Consider the following 20,404-nt stretch of genomic DNA (forward strand, 5'->3'; position numbering starts at 1 on the left):
GGTCGACCAGTTTCACCGAGGAGTCGATCGCAGGACGTTGCTCATGGCTGGAGGAGTGACGTTCGCCACTGCGAGCGCGCCCACGCTCGGCGCGCTTGCGACGGTCGACGAGGCCGATCTGGCGTCGAAGCACGAGATTATCCTCGACGAGGGTACGAATATCGCCATTGCGGCCGCACCGGATGGGCGGCGCATCGCCTTCGATCTCCTAGGTGTGCTATGGATCGTCGACGCCGAAGGCGGCGTCGCACGTCGACTCACCGACGATTTCGCCGACATCGCGCAGCCCGACTGGTCTCCCGACGGCGAGACGCTCTGCTTCCAATCGTATCGCTCGGGCAATTTTCATATCTGGACGATCCGCGCCGACGGATCGGGTCTAAAGCAGCTGACCAGCGGCCCCTATGATCACCGAGAGCCGCGCTTCTCACCGGATGGGCGAGGCATCGCCTTTTCCTCGGATCGTAGCGAGGGCCGTTACGCCATACATATCCTTGATCTCGCGAGCGGCGAGATCCGTCTCTTTTCACGAGGCGACACACAGGATTCGGAGCCCGCCTGGTCGCCGGACGCCGCACACATCGCCTATGTCGCAGGCGGCGCGAAGCTGATCGTCGCCGACTTCGACGGCGGCGCCGAGACGCGACTCTCCATTCCTCGCTCGACGGATCTGCTGCGCCCGTCCGGCCTTTTCGCTCCGAGCTTCGCGCCCGATGGCGGCCTGCTTCATGTCGCGCTGGCGGATGGAGAGACGCGGCTGATGCGCGACGGCGCGGCCGTCGTGACCGGAGAGGATGTGTTTCCATTCCGCGCGAGCAATTTGGCGACCGGGGATATTCTCTATGCCTCGAACGGGAAGATCAGGCGGCTGGCGGCGACGAGCGGGCCCGCGAGGGTCGTTCCCTTCGCGGCGACGGTTTCCGCCGCCGCGCCGAGCTACGCCAAGCGGCGTCGCGATTTCGATTCCACCGCGCCGCGGCCGGTCGTCGGCATCGGCAGCCCGAGCCTTTCCCCCGATGGCAAACGCATCGCCTTTCGCGCCTTGAACGACATCTATGTGCTGGAGATCGGCGGCGGCGCGACGCCTTTGATCCGGGACGGTTTTCACAAATGCGACCCTGCTTGGTCCCCGGACGGAAAATGGCTGGCGTATTCGTCCGATCGCGCCGGCGTGCTCGACATCTGGCTGCGCGATCTAGCCACGGGGGAAGACCGGCAACTGACGCGTCGCGCCGACGCCTCTTTTGCGGCTAGCTGGTCGCCGGACGGTGTGTCGCTCGTCTTTCTCGACCAGAACGGCGCCGTGCACACGGTGGAGGTCGCGACCGGCGAGACGCGCATGGCGCATGGCCCATTGTGGGAGCCGGGCCGTCCTAGCTTCGGCCCGGGCGGTCGCTATATCGCGCTCGCCGCGTTCAAGCCCTATTCGGCGCGCTATCGCGAGGGGCTGAACGAAATACTCACGATCGAGCGCGCGACCGGCAAGGCGAGCTATGCTCCGATCGCGCCTCATCGCTCTATCGCCACGCGCGGCGACGATGGTCCGGTGTGGTCGCCGGACGGTCGCCATCTCGCTTATGTGTTCGCCAGCACGCTCTGGATCGTTCCGGTCGACGAGCAGGGACGCTTTGCCGGCGAGCCGCGCCGGCTCAGCGACGAGATCGCCGACGCGCCGAGCTGGAGCGGCGATTCGCGCACGCTCCTCTATCTCTCGAACGGAAAATTGCGCCGCGTCGACATCGAGGGTGGACCGCCGCGTCCGATCGATCTGCCGCTGACCTGGGCCAGAGCGTCGCCGGCCGCACGAATGCTTGTCCGTGTCGGGCGGCTCTGGGACGGAAAAGGGCGTGATTATCGCGAACGCGTGGATGTTCTTGTCGAAGGCAATCGCATCGGGAGCCTCTCGCCGTCGACTGCCGCTCCGCCCGGCGATGGCGATCTGCGCTTCCTCGACGCCTCGAGCCGAACCGCCATTCCCGGCCTCATCGACATGCATCTGCATCGCCAGTCGCAACGCTTCGGCGATCGCTTCGGGCGACTGCTGCTCACCTATGGCGTGACGACGACACGCTCGCCCGGCGGGCCGTCCTATCATATGGTCGAGGACCGCGAAGCGACCGAAGCGGGCGTGAAGCTCGGCCCGCGTCTCTTCGGGACCGGCGAGCCGCTCGATGGCTCGCGCATCTTCTATAATTTCATGCGGCCGGTGACCGAGGAGGGACAGCTCGCCCTCGAGCTGTCGCGGGCGCGAGCGCTCTCCTATGACTTGATCAAGACCTATGTGCGCCTGCCGCACGCCGCACAGGCCGAGATCGCGCGGATCGCGCAGGGGTGGGGCCGGCACGTCACCTCACATTATCATTATCCGGCGCTCGCCCTCGGCGTCGACGGCGTCGAGCATTTGGGCGCGACGAGCCGTTTCGGCTATTCGCGTACCATCAGCGCGCTCGGCGCGGGCTATGAGGATGTGACTCGTCTGTTCGGCGCCGCGCAGGCGGCGCGTACGCCGACCCTGTTCCATGCCTGGGCCTTGCTGGGCGAGACTCCATCGATCGTCGATGACGAGCGTGTGCGCACGCTCTATCCCGCTTGGGAGCAGGCCCGGCTGAATGCGATGGCGAAGCGTATCGTCGAGGACCGGACGGCGCGCGCCGTTCTGCTCGCCTTTCTCGAGCGCAGCGTTCGGCAAATCCGCGACACGCTCGACGCCGGCGGTCGCGTCGTCACCGGCACCGACGCGCCCCTCGACTTCTCTGGCCTGAGCCTGCATCTCAATCTCCGTGCAATGGTGAGATTCGGCGTCGCGCCTTGGGAAGCGCTGTCCACGGCGACGCGCTTTTCGGGCGAGTTCCTCGAAGAGCCGATCGGCGTGATCGAACCGGGCGCGCTCGCCGATTTTCTACTTGTCGACGGCGACCCACTGAGCCGCATAGAGGATGCGGCGGCGATCGACGCCATTGTCGCAAATGGCGTCGTTCATACGGCCGCGGCGTTGCGAGCGCCATTTTCCGGGGCCAATGCGCGCAAGCGAATGAGCTGCGTTGAGATCGAAACGGCGGCTCGGGAGTCCGAATATTGGTGGCACAGCACGCAATTCGTCGCGGAGAGCCGTGCCGCCTGCTGCTGCGCCGGACACTTCGCCTGAGCGCGGACCAAAGCCAATGCAAGACATTCGTGTCGGAATCCCACGACCTCGCTCATGGGTTCTATTCGAAGAACTCACTTGTCGGGCCGACCCCGCTCGCCAATGAAGATCGAAAACGAAAGCTCGGGAGCGCGAGAATGACATCGATCCGACGGCTGCGCGACTTCGTCGTGGAGACGACGCAAATCATCGATCGCGGATGGGATGAAGCCCAGACGCTCGCCGACATTCTTCCCCGATTGGACGAGCTCGTCGCCCATGACGACTGGCTGCCGGACGAATATGGCGCCGCGGATCCGCAATTCTACCGGCAATACCTTCTGCACGCCGATCCCCTCGAGCGTCTGTCGATCGTGAGCTTCGTCTGGGGACCGGGCCAAAAGACGCCCGTGCATGACCATCGCGTCTGGGGCCTCGTCGGCCTGCTGCGCGGCGCGGAACAGTCGATCGACTATCGCCGCGCGCCAGACGGAAGGCTGACGGCCGGCGCACCGCGGCGGCTGGAGCAAGGCGCGGTCGTCGCCGTTTCGCCGCGCCTCGGCGACATTCATGAAATTTCCAACGCCCGGCCCGATGGCGTTTCGATCAGTATACACGTCTATGGCGGAAATATTGGCGCCGTGCGGCGCGCGACATTCGACCCGGCGACGGGCGTCGAGAAAGCCTTCATATCCGGCTATTCGAACCTCGCGACGCCCAATCTCTGGGATCGTTCTCGGGAGCTGAATTGAATGGCAGGATCTATTTCCGCCCGCGCATTGAGGCAAATCTGGCGGGATGGCGGCGAGGTCGCGCTCTTCGACGCTCGCGAGGAAGGACCCTATTCGCGGGCGCATCCGTTCTTCGCCATATCCCTCCCGATCTCCGAAATCGACGCCCGGATCTTTGAACTCGCGCCGCGCCACTCGGCGACGCTCGTCGTCTATGACGATGGCGAAGGCTTCGCCGAACGAGCGGCGCGCCGTCTTGAGGAGCTCGGCTACGCTGATGTGCGCCTGCTCCGAGGCGGTCTCGCCGCCTATGGTGAGGTCGGCGAATTGTTTCGTGACGTCAATGTTCCATCAAAGGCGTTCGGCGAACTGGTCGAATCCATACGCCACACGCCCTCGCTCCCGGCGCTGGACGCGGCGAAGCTCATTGCGGAGGAGCCGGATCTCGTCGTGGTCGACGCCCGTCGCTTCGAGGAGTATCGCGCGATGAGCATCCCCAAGGGCGTCAGCACGCCCGGCGGCGAATTGGCGCTGCGCATCTTCGATATCGCGCCTTCGCCAAACACGTTCATCCTGGTCAATTGCGCGGGCCGCACGCGCTCCATCATCGGCGCGCAGACGCTCGTCGATACAGGTCTTCCCAATCGTGTCGCCGCGCTTCGGAACGGAACCATCGGCTGGACGCTCGAGGGTCTCGCGCTCGATGTCGGCCAGACGCGCCGCTGCCCACCGACGAGTGATATCGGCCGAGCGCAGGCGGTCGCCGCCGCTCGCGCGCGGGCGGAGCATGTCGGGGTGGAGACGATCGATGCGGCCCGCTTCGAAACCCTTCTCGAGCAGCGCGCCGAACGCACTCTCTATCTGCTCGACGTTCGCACGCCCGAGGAGTTCGCGGCCGGTCATGTCGCAGGATTTCGCTCCGCTCCGGGTGGCCAGCTCGTGCAGGCGACCGACGAGTGGATCGGCGTGCGCGGCGCGCGCATCGTGCTCTACGACGACGCCGAGGCGCGCGCGCTGACGACGGCGTCCTGGCTCGTTCAACTCGGCTGGGAGACTTATGTGTTGTCGCCCGACGCCGGCGCCACGAATAAGCTCGGCTCGCCGACGCGTCGACGTCCGCTCTCGCCGGCGCTCGCCGGACACGTCATCCTCGCGGCGGAGGTCGTCGCGCGGCGCGGGGAATTCATCGTCGTCGACATCGGCCGCTCCACGGAATATCGCGCCGGTCATATCCGGGGCGCCCATTGGGCGGCGGCCGCTCATCTCGAACGCGACCTCGCGGCGCTCCCGAGCGAGCGAACGATCGTGCTGACGTCGACCGACGGCGAGATCGCTCTCGACAATCTCTCGCGCGCAAGAGCGAGCAGAGGGGACGAAGTTCTCGCGCTCGCAGGCGGGAACGCCGCCTTCGGCGTGCTGACGACGGAAGACGCGATCTGGATCAGCGCGCCAGACGACGTCTATAAGAGACCCTATGAGGGAACGGACAATGCGCGCGAGGCGATGCGGGCCTATATCGACTGGGAGCTTCAGCTCGTCGCGCAGCTGGCCAATGACGGCGTTGCCAACTTTCACGTCGTGAGATAGGAGGCCGACGATCGTCGCGGAGCTCGTGTCGGCGGACCGCGGCGCGAGTTTCGGAGTTTCGTGGGGCTCGCGCACAGCGTATCGAAGCGCGGCTTCGCGCCGAACGAGCGGAATGAGCTCCTCGCCATATCGAGGGCGTCGGCGAGAGGATCGAAGCCGCGGATGAGAAAGGCGTCGAGGCCGATCGCACGATAGTCGAGCAAAGATTCCGCGACCTGCTCCGCCATGCCCACGAGTGCCGTCGAATTGCCGCTCGCGCCGGTTGGTCAGCGGCGCGATCTTGGTCCAAAGTCTCATGTCGACTACCGCGACCTCGGCGGCGACCTTCAACAAGCGGAGCGAGCCCGTATTGGCCGGAGCATCGTTACGCCGGCGAAGAAAGGCCGCCACAATCGACGTGGTCGCTTCGCGCAACGCCTTCGCCGCCTCGAGGATGGAATGCGCGCGCTCCCAGGCCTTCTTTTCCGTCGGAGCGAGGATTGGACGAACCGAGAGGCTGAAGCGGATCGCGTCGGCGCGCCCGTGCCTGGAGGCGGCGGCGCGGATGCGCGTGATCTGATCGCGCGTTCTTGCGAGCGATTCCGCCCAGAGCATATAGACGTCGGCTAAGCGCGCGCCGATTTCGATCGCCGCATCCGACGATCCCGAGAAGTAAATCAGAACGTGAGGCTTTTGAACCGGCTTCACCGCGAGACATTATCTTCGAAAAGACAATGCCGGCCGGCATGGTCGATCGAAGCATCGCTCGTCCAAATCCTCTTGTAGATCTCGATATATTCGCCGGCGTTCGTAGCGCTCGTCATGGATAAGATAGTCGCTGTCGCGGCGCCGCTCATGATCGTCGCCGCCACTGATGATGTTGACGGACGCGCGACCTCTGGTGAACTGATCGAGAGTCGCGAATTTTCGCGCGGCGACCGTCGGGGCGACGACGCTGGATCCCGAAGCGCCCATCGCAGTGAGAGGTTGATTTGCCCAACTCGATCGATTGAGAAAACTCGCGGATCGACGTCCGATCATCGCATTGCCCGGGCGCCTGAAAATGGTAGATTGATATGGCTTTGATCACTGAGTGAGGACGCGTCACGATGACGACGAGGCGTCGGTTCAATGGGCTGCTGGCGAGCGCCTTCGTCGCCGCGCCATTCGGGAGCTCGCTCGCGGCGCAATCGCCGCTCTCTGGCGGGGAGCTGACGGTGGCGTTCGACGGCGCCTCGATCGTCAAATTCGTGCTGGACCCGCATAATTCGCTGTTCGCGCCCCACAACCGCGTCTTTCGCTCGATCTACGACAGTCTCGTCGTGCTACGCGCCGATCAGACCGTCGGCCCATGGCTGGCGCGCTCCTGGGAGATTTCGCCGGATCGCCGGCATTATGTATTCGATCTGCGCGAGGATGTGCTGTTTCACGACGGCTCTCGCTTCGACGCGGCGGCGTTGAAGTTCAATTTCGATCGCGTCATCGACCCGAATGTCGCGACCTATGCGCGCGGCGAGCTCGGCCCTCTCGTCGCGACGGAAGCGCTCGCTCCGAATCGGCTGAGCATCACGCTCGCCGAGCCTTTCGAGCCGCTGCTGCGCAATTTGAGCTCGACGAAGCTCGGGATCGTCTCTCCCACCGCGATCACGAAATACGGCGAGGGGATCGGTCAGAATCCGGTCGGCACCGGTCCGTTTCGTTTCATCGGCCTCGCGGCGGGCGCGGAGATTCGGCTCGAGCGCAATCGGGACTATCGCTCGGCGCCGTCGACGTCGACTCTTTCAGGCCCGGCGCGGCTCGATCGTCTGACGTTCAAGAATGTGCCGGACCATTCGACGCGCGTCGCCGCGCTGCAGAGTGGGCAAGTCCACGTGGCGGACCTCGTCCCCTCGCAGCATCTGGCGACGATCCGCTCCTCGCCAGATCTCCGTCTGGTGCAGCAGGAGCTGCTCAACACCAATTACGCGCTATTCGTCAATCCGCGGCGCACGCCCTGGGATGATCCCGATCTTCGCCGCGCGCTTCGTCTCGCGATCGATGTCGACGCCATCGTTCGCGCCGTCTATCTCGGCTCGCTCGCCCGCGCCTGGTCGCCGCTCTCCCCTTCGATGTTCGCCTCCGCGGAGCAGGAGCTCGCAGGCTCGTGGAAGCCAGATCCCAAGCAGGCAGCCGATATTTTCGAGAGCAAGGGCTGGCGTCGCGGTGCCGACGGCGTCCGCGAGAAGGCGGGCAAGAAGCTTGCGCTCGGCTTCGTCGATGCTCAAGGCAACCGCGAGCAGCGTCTCGACGTCGTGCAGCTCGTCCGTCGGCAGCTCGCCAAGATCGGCGTCTCATTGACGATCGAGAGCCAGAGCGGACCGCTTCTCGTCCAGCGTCAGCTCGCGGGTGACTACGATATTTCGGGCGGCGCGCAATTCGCGGACGATCCCGACGTGCTGCGGCGTGTCTTTGCGCCCGAGGCGCGCAATCGTCTATCGGTGGTGCAGATCGAGGATGACCCGCTCGCCGACTGGCTGCGAAAGGCGGCGCGCGAGGACGAGCCGGAGGCCCGCAAAGCGCTCTATATGCGAGCACAACGACGGATCATCGACGAGGTCTATGCGATACCGATCTATGTGCTGCTTTATAATCTCGCCGTTTCCGCCTCGACGCAGGGGGTCGTCATCGACGCGCATGGCTTTCCACAATTTCATGAAGCCTGGTTGAGCAGTTGAGACGCAAAACGTGATCGCTTTTCTCTTCCAGCGTCTGCTGAGCGCGGCGGTCGTCGTTTATGGCGCGGTCACGCTCATCTTCCTCATTCTGTTCTGGTTGCCCGGCGATCCGGCCGAGCTCGTCGCCGGGCCGGACGCCGATCCGGCGACAGTCGCGGCGATCCGCAATCGCCTCGGCGCGGACAAGCCAGTCGTCGAGCAATATTTGAGCTATGTCGTCCGTCTCGCGCATGCCGATCTCGGCGTTTCGTTCACGACGGGCGAGCCGGTCTCGAAGCGGTTGGTGGAGCAGGCGCCCGCCACCTTCGAGCTCACGCTCGCCGCCGGCGTCCTGGCGCTCGCGAGCGGAATTGGGCTCGGCGTCGTCAGCGCCGTCAAGGCCGGCCGATGGGGCGATTACGCGATTCGATCGTCGCTGCTTTTTTTCGCCTCCATGCCGCCCTTCTGGCTCGGCGTCTTGCTGATCCTCTTGTTTTCCGTTAGCCTGCGCTGGCTGCCCGCGGTCGGAAACGGCGCGGCGGCGCAGCTCGTGATGCCGGCTTTCTGTCTCGGCCTCATCGCCGCTTGCCCCCTCGCGCGCCTCGTTCGCGCCAATGTTCTGGAGGCTTTGCACGAGCCTTTCGTCGTTGCGTTGCGCGGCAAGGGCCTCGGCGAACGCGCGGTGCTCTACCGGCATGTTCTGCGTAATGCTTTGGCGCCGGCCGTCACCGTGTTCGGCGTTCTCACGGGTGAGATGCTCTCTGGCGCAGTCGTCGTCGAGACGGTTTTTGCGCGCCAGGGTCTCGGCCGCCTGCTTGCGGAAGCGGTCGGAGGCAAGGATATTCCGATGGCGCTCGGAGCGACGCTGCTCGCCTCGATCGTCTTCTGCATCGTAAATCTTCTGACGGATATCGTCTATCGCGTCATCGATCCGAGGATCGAGTCGTGAACCGGACAGTGGAGCCTAACGAGGCGCGCGGATCGAGTGCAATCGTGAAAGGCGCGATGTCGTCATCGACGCGCCTGCGACGAAGTCGATCGTCGTGTTTCGCGATAGCGTTGCCAGCGCTCGTCGTCGCAGTGATTGCGCTCTGCGCGCTCGCGCCGGATTGGCTTTCGCCCTACGACCCGACCGACTTCGATACCGATGCCATCCTGCGCCCGCCGAGTCTCGCCCATTGGATGGGGACGGATCACTTCGGTCGTGACGTGCTCAGCCTCGTGATCCACGGCGCGCGCCACTCCGTGCTGATGGGCGCGCTCGCCGCGCTGCTCGGAGCGGCGGTCGGTGGGGCGATCGGCCTCGTCTGCGGCTATTTCGGCGGCGCACTCGATCTCGTGGCGATGCGCTTCGTCGATCTGTGGCTGTCGACGCCGCCGATCCTGTTCGCGATCCTCATCGCTACTGCGCTCGGGCCAGGCTTTTGGAGCATCATCCTCGCCGTCGGTGGAGTGGGCGCGCCGCGCTATGCGCGACTGATGCGCGCTCAATCGCTCGCCATCTCGCGTCGTCCATTCGTCGAGGCGGCGCGCGCGATCGGCGTCGACCACGGCTCGATCCTGCTGCGTCACGTGCTGCCGCACGCGTTTTCGCCGCTGCTCGTCATGGCGACGTTCGGCGTCGCGGATTCCATTCTGACGGGCGCCGCCCTCGGCTTCATCGGCCTGGATGTCGTCGACGACCTACCCGATTGGGGCTTTCTGACGCATCAGGGCCGCGGCTATATAACGGTCGCCTGGTGGTTCGCCGCCTTCCCCGGCTTTGCCGTCACGGCGCTCGTCATGTCCGTCAATCTCCTCGGCGACGCGCTGCGGGATCGGCTCGACCCGCGTCTCGAAACATGGGCGCCGCGATGACGCGCCTCGAGATCGCCGGACTGTCGGTTACTCTGCAAGGGCGCGGCGCCCGTGTCGAGGCGCTCGACGCGATCGATCTGACGATCGGCGCCGGAGAGACGGTCTGTCTCGTCGGCGAGTCGGGCAGCGGCAAGACCGTGACGGCGCTCTCGGCGCTGCGCCTCATCGATTACGCGGGCGGCGCGATCACGTCCGGCGAAATACGGTTCGACGGCCGCGATCTCGCGCGCCGGACGCAGGAGGAGATGAGCGCGCTGCGCGGTCGGCGGATCGGCGTCGTGCTCCAGGACCCGATGACGGCCTTCGATCCGCTCCTCACCATCGGGGGCCAGATCACCGAGGCGATCCGCCGCCATCGACGCATCGGCGCCGCGGACGCACGGCGCGACGCGATCGCTCTGCTGCGGCGGACGCGTATCGCGGATCCCGAGCTGAGCATCGATCAATATCCGCATCAATTGTCGGGCGGGATGCGCCAACGCGCGTCGATCGCCATGGCGCTCGCCTGTAGCCCCGATCTGCTGATCGCCGACGAGCCGACGACGGCGCTCGACGTGACCATTCAGGCGCAGATCCTGAGGCTGCTGCAGGAGCTGCAGAGCGAGACGGGCATGTCGGTGCTGCTCATCACCCATGATCTCGGCGTCGCTGCTCAGATCGCCGATCGGATCGTCGTGATGTATGCCGGGCGCATCGTCGAGGACGCGCCGACGGCCAATCTTTTCACGCGGCCCGCGCATCCCTATTCGCGAGGACTGCTGCAGTCCCTCATCGGAGAGGCCGTGCCCTCCCGTTCGTTGCGCGCCATTCCGGGGGCCATTCCCGACCTGGCCGCTCTGCCAACCGGCTGCCGGTTTCATCCGCGCTGCCCGATATCGAGCTGGCGCTGCTCGGTGGAGACGCCACCGCTCGTCGAGACAGGCTCCACGCGCGTCGCTTGCTGGCATCCGCATGTGGAGAGCCCGAGCCTCGCGGCCTCGGTCGCAGAGCCCGCGCCGCCTCGCGCGCCGCGGCCGGTCTCCGCCACGCCGCTGATCGAAGCCGTCGGGCTCGTCCGGCATTATCCGATCGGTTCCGCTCGGCCGGGCGCGCGGCGGACGAGCCTGCGCGCCGTCGACAACGTGTCCCTGACGATCGCGAGAGGCGAGACCCTCGGCCTGGTCGGCGAGTCGGGCAGCGGCAAGTCGACGCTCGGCCGCTTGCTGCTGCGATTGGAGAGACCGAACGCCGGCCGCGTCGATTTCGACGGCGTCGATCTCGCGCGGCTCGGGGGGCCGCCGCTGCGGCGGATGCGTCGCGACATGCAGATGATCTTCCAGAATCCACACGGCTCGGTCGATCCGCGCTGGACCGTTGGCGAGATCATCGCCGAGCCGCTCGTGACGCATGAGAGGGGGACCGCTGCGGAACGGCGCGACAAGGTCGCCGCGCTGCTTGCCGAAGTGGGACTCGATCCGGCGCTGGAGAGCGCGCATCCGCATCGCTTGTCCGGCGGTCAATGCCAGCGCGTCGCCATTGCGCGGGCGATCGCGCTGCGCCCGCGCTTCGTCGTCGCGGACGAGGCCGTCTCGGCGCTCGATGTCTCGGTTCGGGCGCAGATCGTCAATCTGCTGCAGGAGCTGAAGGAGCGCCTCGGCCTCACCATGCTCTTCATCGGACATGGCCTCGACGTCGTGCGCCATGTATCCGACCGCATCGGCGTCATGTATCTCGGTCGGCTCGTCGAGATCGGTCCCGCCGAAGCGCTGTTCCATAATCCGGCGCACCCTTACACCAAGGCTCTGCTCGCGGCGATCCCGAAGCTCGACCCGCGTCTTCGCCGAGACCTCTCACCGATCGAGGGCGAGATCCCGTCTTCTGTATCGTCGCCGTCCGGCTGCGCCTTTCATCCACGCTGCGCGACCGCGGTCGCGCGCTGTCGTGAGGAGGCGCCGGCTCTCGCTTCCATCGGCGCGGATTCGCGGGCGGTCGCTTGTCATGTCTCGCTCTGAGCCCGAAGCGCTTCTCTGACGCCTCGGCGGTTTCACACGGCGACGAGCGCCGCCGAGCGTCGACCGGGCGTAGCGTCGAGCAGCTCCCGCGTATAGGCATGGGCGGGGTCGCCAAAAACGTCGGCGATCGGCCCTTGCTCGACGATCCTGCCCCTGCGCATGACGACGACGTGATCGGCGACCGAAGCCACGACGGAAAGATCGTGTGACACGAGGACATAGGCGACGCCCAGCGCCCGTTGCAAATCGTCGAGAAGGGCGAGAATCTGCGACTGGATCAAGACGTCGAGCGCCGATACGGGCTCGTCCAGGAACAGCAGTTCGGGCTCCAGCGCGAGAGCGCGCGCGATCGCGACGCGTTGCCGCTGTCCGCCGGATAATTCGCGCGGATAGCGACTCGCCGCCTCGCGCGGCAGCTGAACGAGATCGATCAGTCGGCTCGCGGCGGCTTGCAGCCCCCTGCGCTTCTCTAGCCCGAAGGAGACGAGTGGCTCGACCACGCATTCGGCGATGGTGAATCTCGGATCGAGCGAGGCGAAAGGATCTTGCTGCACGAGCTGAATGCGTCGACGAAGGGGCCGAAACGCGGGCCAGCTCAATCCGCCGATATCGCGATTCTCGAACAACACGCGACCGTCGCTCGGCTTCTCGAGGCCGAGCGCGATCCGACAGATCGTGGTCTTTCCAGATCCCGATTCCCCGACAATGGCGAGGGTTTGGCCGGCGTGGACCGCAAAGCCGACATCGTCCAGCGCCGTCGAAGCGCGCGACGGCGCGCCGGGAGTCGGTGTGGGAAAGCGCTTGGACACATTCTCGAAACGCAGAAGCTCGACGCCGGGCGGCCGGCTCGCGCGCCGAGGGACGAGAGCGCCTTTGCCGCCGAGAATGGGCGCGGCGGCGATGAGCGCGCGCGTATACGCCTCTTCGGGCGCCGCGAGAAGGGCGCGAGGCGGACCTTGCTCTATGATGCGCCCATCCTTCATGACGAAGATGCGATCGGCCCGATCCGCCGCCAGGCCGAGATCATGCGTGACGATGAGAAGCGCCACCCCGCGCGTCGCTGCCAAACGAGCGAGATGGTCGAGGATGCTCTTCTGGACCGTCGGGTCGAGCGCGCTCGTCGGCTCGTCCGCGATGATGAGCGCCGGATTTCCGGCGAGCGCGATGGCGATCAGCACACGCTGGCGCATGCCTCCCGATAATTGATGCGGATATTGCCGCGCGCGAAGCGCCGGCTCGTCGATGCCGACCTGTTCCAGCAGCGCGGCGACATCCGCCTCCACCCGGCGCCCAAGCAGTCCGCTCGCTTTCGTCACCGCCTCGCCGATTTGTCCGCCGATGCGCATGGTCGGATTGAGCCCGACCATCGGATCTTGCGGCGCGAAGCCGATGACCTTGCCCCGCAGGCCGAGCGTCTCCACATCGGCTACGGACGTCGACGAGCCGCCGTCGATCGAGAGATCGCCGGCGAGAATCTGCGCATTGACGGGGAGAAGACCGAGGATCGCATGAGCGATGGTGGATTTGCCGGAACCCGACTCGCCCACAATGGCGAGCGTCTCGCCGCGCTCGATCGAAAGCTCCACATTCTGGACCGCGGGAACGAGCGATCCTCCGGCGCGATAGGCGATGGAGAGGTTTCGGACCGTGAGAAGCGGCGGGCGGATGCTCATGGCCGCCGCTCCTCAAGCGTCCGCGCGACATGATTGGCGGCGAGAACGACGGCCATGACGAAGAAGCCGGGAATCAGCGAGAGCCATGGGGCCGTGACGAGAAAATTGCGCCCATTGGCGATCAGAGTGCCCCATTCTGCGGCGGGCGGCGCGGCGCCGAAGCCGAGAAAGCTCAAGCCGGCGACGGCGATGATGGCGACGCCGAAATCGAGCGTCGCCAGCACGATCACCGGTCCGCAGGAATTGGGCAGAATGTGCCGCAGCAAGGTCCGCGTTTGACTGGCGCCGCCGAGCCGGGCCGCTTCGACATAGGGGAGCGTCTTGACGCGCAGCACCTCGGAGCGCGTGGTGCGCGCGAAGCCAGGCATGATTCCGACGCCGACCGCGACTGCGACCGGAATGGTTCCGAAGCCGATTGCCGTGATGATCGCGAGCGACAGCAGCAGGCTCGGCAAGGCCAGAATTACATCGATGAAGCGCATGATCGCCGCATCGGCGCGACCGCCGATGAAGCCCGAGATTACCCCGAGCGCGAGGCCGATCCAGAAGGCGATTCCGACCGCGATCGACGAGGCTTGCACCGACAGCGACGCGCCATGGACGATGCGCGCGAACAGATCGCGTCCGAGCTCGTCCGCGCCGAACCAATGCGCGGCGCTCGGCGGCGCCAGCCTTTCGGCCGGCGCGGTCAGATAGGGATCATAGGATGTGAGAAGCGTCGGCGCCGCAGCAGCGACGAAGACGAAAGCGAGGATGGCGAGCGACAGGACGAGGCCTGGTCTGCGCAGCAGAAATCCGAGGCGCGCGGCGCCGCGCGCCGATCTCCGCGGTCCCATCGCGAGCACCGCTCGGCCGCCCGCGACGCGAAGGCGAGCCGAGGACTGTTCGGATCGCGTGTCGTCGACCATTGTCGTCATCCTTTCGGCGCATGGACGATACGCGGGTCGAGAATCGGATAGAGGAGGTCGACGAGGAGATTGACCAGCACGAAGCCCGCCGCGGACAGCGTCACCACGGCGAGCACTACGGGAATATCCTGCCGAAGGACAGCTTCTTCGGCGAGGCGCCCGACGCCGGTGCGGGTGAAGACGGTCTCGGTGAGAACGGCTCCAGAGAATGTGTTGCCGATCTGGAGGCCGACCAGAGTCAAAACGGGTAGTGCGGCGTTGCCGAAGGCGTGCCGGAACCGCACCTCGCCTCGGGTCAGGCCCTTGGCGTAGGCGGTTGCGATGAAGGGTTCGCGTGAAACCTCCTCGAAGCCGCGGATCAAAAGCTGCGCATAGATCGCCGCGCTGTAGATCGACAAGGTGAAGGCGGGCAGGATCAGCGACTGAAAGCCGTCGTTTCCGGTTGCGGGGAGCCAGCCGAGCGTGAAGGCGAAAAGCTGGATCAGCAGAAGCCCGAGCCAGAAGCTCGGAATGGAGACGCCGAAGGCCGGCAGACGGGCGAGAAGGCGAGCCAGGGCAGGAGAGCGCACAGAGGCGGCGAGATAGCCGAAGCCGACGCCCTCGACGACCGAAAGTACGACGGCGAATCCGCCCAGCGCGAGCGTTTGCGGCAGCCGCTCCGAGACCAATTGCGCGACCGGCGCATTCTTGCTCGCCGAAAATCCGAAGTCGCCATGAAGGGCATTCCAGAGAAGCTTGAAATAACGCTCGAGCGCCGTCCCATCCAGACCGTAGAAAATCCGCGCCTCCGCGATTTCCACAGGCGACAATGCGTCAATGTCCTGGCCCGCGGCATTGAGGAGAATGGCCAAGGGATCGCCGGGCAGTAGATAGAGAATGAGATAGGCGATGGTGTAGGCGCCCAACAACACGAGCAGAGCTTGAGCCGTGCGCAGAAGAAGATAACGCTTCAAGGCGTTCTCCTCACGTTGCTCAATGTCGCGAATCCCTCGGCCGTCCAGGCGAAGCCTCTCACCTTGTCGCCGAGCGCCGCCTGCCAAACGCGCTCGAAGAGAGGAAAGGCGAGATTATTGTCGATGAGAAGATCCTGGAGCTCGCCATAAGCGCGAGCCCTGTCGTCGTCGCGCGTGGCCAAAAGCCCAGCGTCGAACAATTTCTCCGCCGACGGACCGATTTCCGGCGGGTAGACGTTGCGCGCCGCGGCGCGGCTGCCCGTCGGCGCGAAGCGAGGATCGAGAACGCTCTGCAGCACGATCGGATCGCCGCGCGTCAGATAGAGCGCGACCAGATCGTATTTTCCGGCGGAGAGCGCCGTGATCATCTCGCCCGGGACGAGAAAGCTCAACTTGAGCTCTATTCCGACCTTGCGCAATTGATCCTGAAGCAGCAGGTCGCCCGCGGTCTCCTTGCTCCAGAGGACGTAGAGCAGCGAGAGGCGCTTGCCGTTCTTGTATCGATAGCGATCCTTGGCGAGGGTCCAGCCCGCTGCTTCGAGCAGCTGCGCCGCGCCTTCCGGATCATAGGCGAGCTTTTCTTTCTCGGATTTGAAATAGGGCGTTGTCGCGTCGAGCACGCCTTGCACCACGGGGAAGTCGTCGCTGTAGACGGTCCTCGCATAGCTCGTCCGGTCGATGGCCTTTTGCACTGCCTTGCGCAGTCCGGGATCTGCGAGCGGTCGCCCGCTCGCGACATTGGGATAGAGATTATAAGCGGGTCCCGGCAGCGAGCGGCTCGCGATCTCGGCGCCCCTGCTTTTGAACAAGCGTATATCGACCTCGCTGAAAGGATCCCTCGGCCAGAGAATATCGGTCTCTCCGAGAGTAAACTGCCCATTGCGGACGCTCGCCTCGGGCACGTAGCGGACCTCGATCCGGTCGAGATAGGCCTCGCCGCCGTTCTCGACCGCCCGGGACGCCCAGCCATAGCCCTTGCGTCGGACGAGCTCGAGGCCGACTTCCGGCGTGTAGCTGGCGAGGACGAAAGGTCCGGTGCCGATGATCGCGCCGAGGGATCGCTCCTTGGCGCTGCGCTTGTAGGATTCGGGCGCGAGAATGGCCAGGGTCGTCGTCGAGATCGCCTGCAGAAAGCCGGCGTTCGCCTTCGACAGCACGATCTTGATCCTGTGGGGATCGATCACTTCGGCATGGTCGTAGCCTTCGAGATAGGCCGCGCCGAATGCGCCGGGAGAGGACGCGAGAAACGCCTTGTCGGCCTCGAATGCGATCTTCACCGCCTCCGCGTCGAAGAGCTCGCCATTACTGAACGTCACGCCGTCGCGCAGCTTGAATGTATAGCTCGCGCCGTCGGCGCCGACCTCCCAGCTCTCGGCTAGCCACGGCATGATCTTGCCCGTCACCGGGTCTTGATCCGTCAGGGATTCGACCACATTGCGCAGCGTCACGCGATGCTCGATCCAATAGACCTGGAACGGATCGAGGCTGGTGAGAAGCGGATTGTCCGCGTTGAAGGCGATGCGCAACGTCTGGGCGCGCGAGCCCCCGCCCATCGCCTGCTCGGGGAACGCCGAACACGCGAGCGCCGAGAGCGCGAGAATCATCGCCGACGCGGCCCGGTGGCAAAGCAATGGAATGAAAAATCGTCGCATGCCGTTCATGTCGGCGCTCCTCGTCCTTTCGCGACCGGCGCGCCGCATTGCGCCGCGATCACTTGGTCTTCACGCAGCATAGCCCGGAAGCTCCCTGTCGAGGCGACGCAGGAGCGCGGCCCAAGCGAGCCGGTCATGATTGGCGATGAATTTTTCGTCGAGGCGTTCGAACTGACGCAGGACTTCCGCCTGCGCCGCCTCGGGCGCGATCAGCACATTCTCGCGCCCGGCCGAGAGCGTTCGGATTTGCGCGGTCGCCGCGCGCTCGAGCGACCAGATGTCGAGCCAGGTCCGAACCGCCGTCGGCCCGAGCGCCAAAGTCCCATGATTGCGCAGCAGCAGCAGCGACTGCGCACCGAGATCCGCGACGAGACGCGCGCGCTCCTCGAGATTGAGCGCAACGCCTTCATAATCGTGATAGGCGAGACGAGGAACAAGCGCGAGCGCGCGCTGATTGAGCGGCAGCAGCCCCTCCTTCTGCGATGACACCGCGACGCCGTCGTCGGTGTGGAAATGGGCCACGAAACGCGCGTCCTCTCGCGCAGCGTGGATCGCCGAATGGATGACGAAGCCCGCGTAATTGATCCCATGATCGCCCTGCAGGACATTGCCGTCGAGGTCGATCTTCACGAGATTCGACGCTGTCACTTCACTGAAATAGAGCCCGAATGGGTTGAGCAGAAAATGGCGATCCGGCCCGGGAATCCGCGCCGAGATATGCGTGTAGAGGAAATCGTCGTAGCCATGGAGCGCCGTCAGCCGATAGAGCGCGGCCAGCTCCACGCGCGTCGCCCATTCCTTGGGACCGACGCTTCTCTCGAGTCCTTCCGACTTCGAAGTAGCGAAAGCGATCGCGCTCATCCAATTGGTCCTTCTGTGCTTTCGATATTCATCGATTCAGAATCTGAGCGGGCTCCCCTCCTAACTGAAACACAATGGTCATTCGCACGATCGATCGAGCCTCGAAAACGAGTAATTCTCAATTCGGTCATTCGAAAAACAGAACAGACGACCCTCCTCCGACATCACTCCCGTGCGGACCAAATTCATCGCCCGAACGCCGGTCGAAAGACAATTTGCTTCTGCGGTCAGCGCAGCGCTGCAGCGCCGGCGGCGGTGAGCACGGTGTCGTTCTGTGGCGAGTGGATACGGCTGCAGAGCACGTCGCGATAGTGACGCTGCAGAGGATTGTGCCGGGAAAGGCCATGATTTCCCGTCAACGAAAGCGCCTTCTCGACCGCGGCGATCGAATTATCGGCGACGGTGCATTTGAGGAAGCTCGTTTGCGTCGTTGACGGCGCTGCGCCGCGATCGACGGCGGCGGCGGTCGAAAGGAGCAGCGTCTCATTGATGTAGAGCAACCGTTCGATCTCGCCGAGCGCCTCCTGGAGGCGAGGCACGGTGGCGAGGGCGGCGCCGAGATTGGTCGGCTTGCGCCGCTTCAAGAATTCGACGAACCAATCTCGCGCGGCGCGCGCGACGCCGTCATAGATGGCGGAGAAGAGCGAGAATGTCCAGGCGAACTCGAAGCTGTCCGGCTGCGCCCATTCTTCGGGTTTACGAATATCGAGCACATGATCGTCGGGAATGAAGACATTGTCGAAGGTGACCTCGTCACTCGCGCTCGCACGCATGCCGAGATGGTTCCAGTTTTTCACGACACCGATCCCCTCGGCTCCGCGTGGCGTCACCCACACGCCCACGAGAGGAGCGTCATCGTCGCTACGGGCCCAGATTGCGTTCCAGGTGAGAAAGCCGGCGCCCGTGCTGTAGATTTTGCTTCCCGAGAGGCGCCAGCCGCCGGTCACGCGTCGGGCGATCGTCGCCGGCAGGCCGCCGCGAACCGGCGTGCCGAGCTCATGCTCGACCCGCAGCACATTGACGAGCGAGCCGTCCTCCACGGCGCTCTCCGCGATGCGCGCGCGCAGCCGCCAGGACGGCGCATCGCGATCGAGACGCAGCAGGGGCATGTGGAGGAGATATTGAAGAGCGAGCGTCAGCCCGGTGTTGGGCTCGCCTTTCGATAGAGCGGACACGACCTTCACCGCTTCGACGAGGCTTCCGGCCGAGCCGAACGGCGGCGGAACGGCGGCGCGGAAAAAGCCGCGCCGATGCAGCTCGGCGAGATTGTCGACCGGAAACCGCGCCGACTCGTCGAGCGCGGCGGCGTCGAGAGCAAATCTCGCTCCGAGTTCGAGGGCGTCTTCGATGATGGCGGGATCTGGCTCGATTCTGGCTGAGCTCATGGCGTCAATATCCGATTTCGGGGCGGACCTGTTGGGCGAGCGGCTCGCCGGCGAGGAATCGCGTCAGATTTGCGAGGAACTGTCGAACCAACAGCTCGCGGAGCGGTAGTCCGCCGTAGGAAACATGCGGCGAGATGCGCACATGCGGATGCGAGTAGAGTGGATGGCCGGTCGGCAGCGGCTCCGGCTCCGTCACGTCGAGGGTCGCGAAGCCGACGCGCCCTGTCTCGAGAGCGGCGAGGAGGGCGTCATGATCGATGACGCCGCCACGCGATATATTGACGAGATGCGCGCCGGGCTTGAGCGCCTGGAACGCGCGCGCATCGAGCAGATGGCGCGTTCGATCGGTCAGGGGCAACAGGACGGCGACATGATCGGATTGCGCGAGAAGCGCCTCCAGCGCCGCCAACTCCACATTGGGGGCGGGGCTCGGCGCGTCGGTGCGGCGATGCGCCAGAACGCGGAGGCCGAAGACTTGCGCTCGCTTCGCGACTTCGATCCCGATCGACCCTATGCCGAGCAGCCCGAGCGTCTTGCCGAACAATGCGCCGAGTTCCGGCGGCGCGCCCTTGGGCGGACCGGTGAGCCAAATTTCGGGAAAGCGCTTCTCGACGGCGAGCAGGCTTGCGATCACGAATTCCGCCAATGGGACGGAAGTCGCTCCGCGCCCGCATGTCACCACGGGCGCATCGAAGATCCATCGAGGAAATTCATCGACACCTGCCGAGACGGCCTGAATCCAGCGCAGTTTGCCGGGCCAGCCCGACGGCATTTCCGGGCGCGCGACTCCACGCGGCGGAATTGCGATCAACGCCTGCGCCTCGTTCGGAACATCCCAGAAGTGCCGGGGCGACAACGCTATGAGCGCGACGTCGGGCGGCAGAAGCGGAGTGACGTCCGCTTGAAATCTTTCGCCGAGCTGGTGAACGACCAGTATGGGAGAAGCGGTCTCAGACAATCTCTTCCTCACGCCGACGAGCCTTTCTCCGGCGTCGCGGATGTCCGTCCTG

Annotated in this window: 14 protein-coding genes and 1 pseudogene; 7 read left to right on the forward strand and 8 right to left on the reverse strand. The window is 65.2% G+C overall.

The genetic code is table 11. The features are described 5' to 3' along the window. The first annotated feature begins 43 nt into the window (after positions 1 to 43). The 3 genes from ACT53T_RS22210 to ACT53T_RS22220 all read left to right on the forward strand — a co-directional run bounded on the left by ACT53T_RS22210 (position 44) and on the right by ACT53T_RS22220 (position 5,442). Entirely contained in the window at positions 44 to 3,145 is a 3,102-nt protein-coding gene (locus ACT53T_RS22210) for an amidohydrolase family protein (protein WP_476162876.1), read from the forward strand. A gap of 137 nt (positions 3,146 to 3,282) precedes the next feature. Beyond that, on the forward strand, positions 3,283 to 3,876 hold the full coding sequence (locus ACT53T_RS22215) for a cysteine dioxygenase family protein (protein WP_476162877.1): 594 nt from the start codon (positions 3,283 to 3,285) through the stop codon (positions 3,874 to 3,876). Next, a complete protein-coding gene (locus tag ACT53T_RS22220) occupies positions 3,877 to 5,442 on the forward strand; it encodes a rhodanese-like domain-containing protein (RefSeq protein ID WP_476162878.1) in 1,566 nt (521 codons plus the stop codon). Between the two features lie 429 nt (positions 5,443 to 5,871). Here the strand turns inward: ACT53T_RS22220 and ACT53T_RS22225 are convergent. Further along, a pseudogene (locus ACT53T_RS22225) lies at positions 5,872 to 6,462 on the reverse strand (LLM class flavin-dependent oxidoreductase); the annotation flags it as partial. Between the two features lie 68 nt (positions 6,463 to 6,530). Here ACT53T_RS22225 and ACT53T_RS22230 point away from each other — a divergent pair. The 4 genes from ACT53T_RS22230 to ACT53T_RS22245 all read left to right on the forward strand — a co-directional run bounded on the left by ACT53T_RS22230 (position 6,531) and on the right by ACT53T_RS22245 (position 11,962). After that, positions 6,531 to 8,135 (forward strand): ABC transporter substrate-binding protein, encoded by a 1,605-nt coding sequence (locus ACT53T_RS22230; protein ID WP_476162879.1) that lies wholly within the window; start codon positions 6,531 to 6,533, stop codon positions 8,133 to 8,135. 10 nt (positions 8,136 to 8,145) lie between these two features. After that, a complete protein-coding gene (locus ACT53T_RS22235; protein ID WP_476162880.1) occupies positions 8,146 to 9,063 on the forward strand; it encodes an ABC transporter permease in 918 nt (305 codons plus the stop codon). A gap of 110 nt (positions 9,064 to 9,173) precedes the next feature. Further along, a complete protein-coding gene (locus tag ACT53T_RS22240; RefSeq protein ID WP_476162881.1) occupies positions 9,174 to 9,971 on the forward strand; it encodes an ABC transporter permease in 798 nt (265 codons plus the stop codon). Continuing rightward, the gene (locus ACT53T_RS22245; protein ID WP_476162882.1) at positions 9,968 to 11,962 is read left to right on the forward strand and encodes a dipeptide ABC transporter ATP-binding protein; all 1,995 of its coding nucleotides are present in this window, start codon (positions 9,968 to 9,970) and stop codon (positions 11,960 to 11,962) included. Before ACT53T_RS22240 ends, ACT53T_RS22245 begins: the two co-directional genes overlap by 4 nt. Before the next feature lie 32 nt (positions 11,963 to 11,994). Here ACT53T_RS22245 and ACT53T_RS22250 read toward each other — a convergent pair whose 3' ends face one another. The 7 genes from ACT53T_RS22250 to ACT53T_RS22280 form a co-directional block, all read right to left on the reverse strand. Continuing rightward, positions 11,995 to 13,635 (reverse strand): dipeptide ABC transporter ATP-binding protein, encoded by a 1,641-nt coding sequence (locus ACT53T_RS22250; protein WP_476162883.1) that lies wholly within the window; start codon positions 13,633 to 13,635, stop codon positions 11,995 to 11,997. Then, positions 13,632 to 14,471: an ABC transporter permease gene (locus tag ACT53T_RS22255; protein ID WP_476162884.1), complete on the reverse strand. Its 840-nt coding sequence runs from the start codon at positions 14,469 to 14,471 to the stop codon at positions 13,632 to 13,634. The genes ACT53T_RS22250 and ACT53T_RS22255 overlap by 4 nt, the downstream gene beginning before the upstream one ends. 77 nt (positions 14,472 to 14,548) lie before the next feature. After that, positions 14,549 to 15,496 (reverse strand): ABC transporter permease, encoded by a 948-nt coding sequence (locus ACT53T_RS22260; RefSeq protein WP_476162885.1) that lies wholly within the window; start codon positions 15,494 to 15,496, stop codon positions 14,549 to 14,551. Continuing rightward, positions 15,493 to 17,157 carry an ABC transporter substrate-binding protein gene (locus ACT53T_RS22265; RefSeq protein ID WP_476162886.1) on the reverse strand — a complete coding sequence of 555 codons (1,665 nt, stop codon included), beginning with the start codon at positions 17,155 to 17,157 and terminating at the stop codon, positions 15,493 to 15,495. The genes ACT53T_RS22260 and ACT53T_RS22265 overlap by 4 nt, the downstream gene beginning before the upstream one ends. Positions 17,158 to 17,217: 60 nt before the next feature. Next, positions 17,218 to 18,000: a class II aldolase/adducin family protein gene (locus ACT53T_RS22270; protein ID WP_476162907.1), complete on the reverse strand. Its 783-nt coding sequence runs from the start codon at positions 17,998 to 18,000 to the stop codon at positions 17,218 to 17,220. Between the two features lie 236 nt (positions 18,001 to 18,236). Then, complete coding sequence (locus ACT53T_RS22275; RefSeq protein ID WP_476162887.1) at positions 18,237 to 19,394, reverse strand: acyl-CoA dehydrogenase family protein; 1,158 nt, start codon at positions 19,392 to 19,394, stop codon at positions 18,237 to 18,239. A 4-nt stretch (positions 19,395 to 19,398) separates the two neighbouring features. Further along, on the reverse strand, positions 19,399 to 20,352 hold the full coding sequence (locus ACT53T_RS22280) for an NAD(P)-dependent oxidoreductase (protein ID WP_476162888.1): 954 nt from the start codon (positions 20,350 to 20,352) through the stop codon (positions 19,399 to 19,401). Between the last annotated feature and the right edge of the window lie 52 nt (positions 20,353 to 20,404).

The sequence above is a fragment of the Methylosinus sp. DMC45 genome (genome assembly GCF_056313885.1).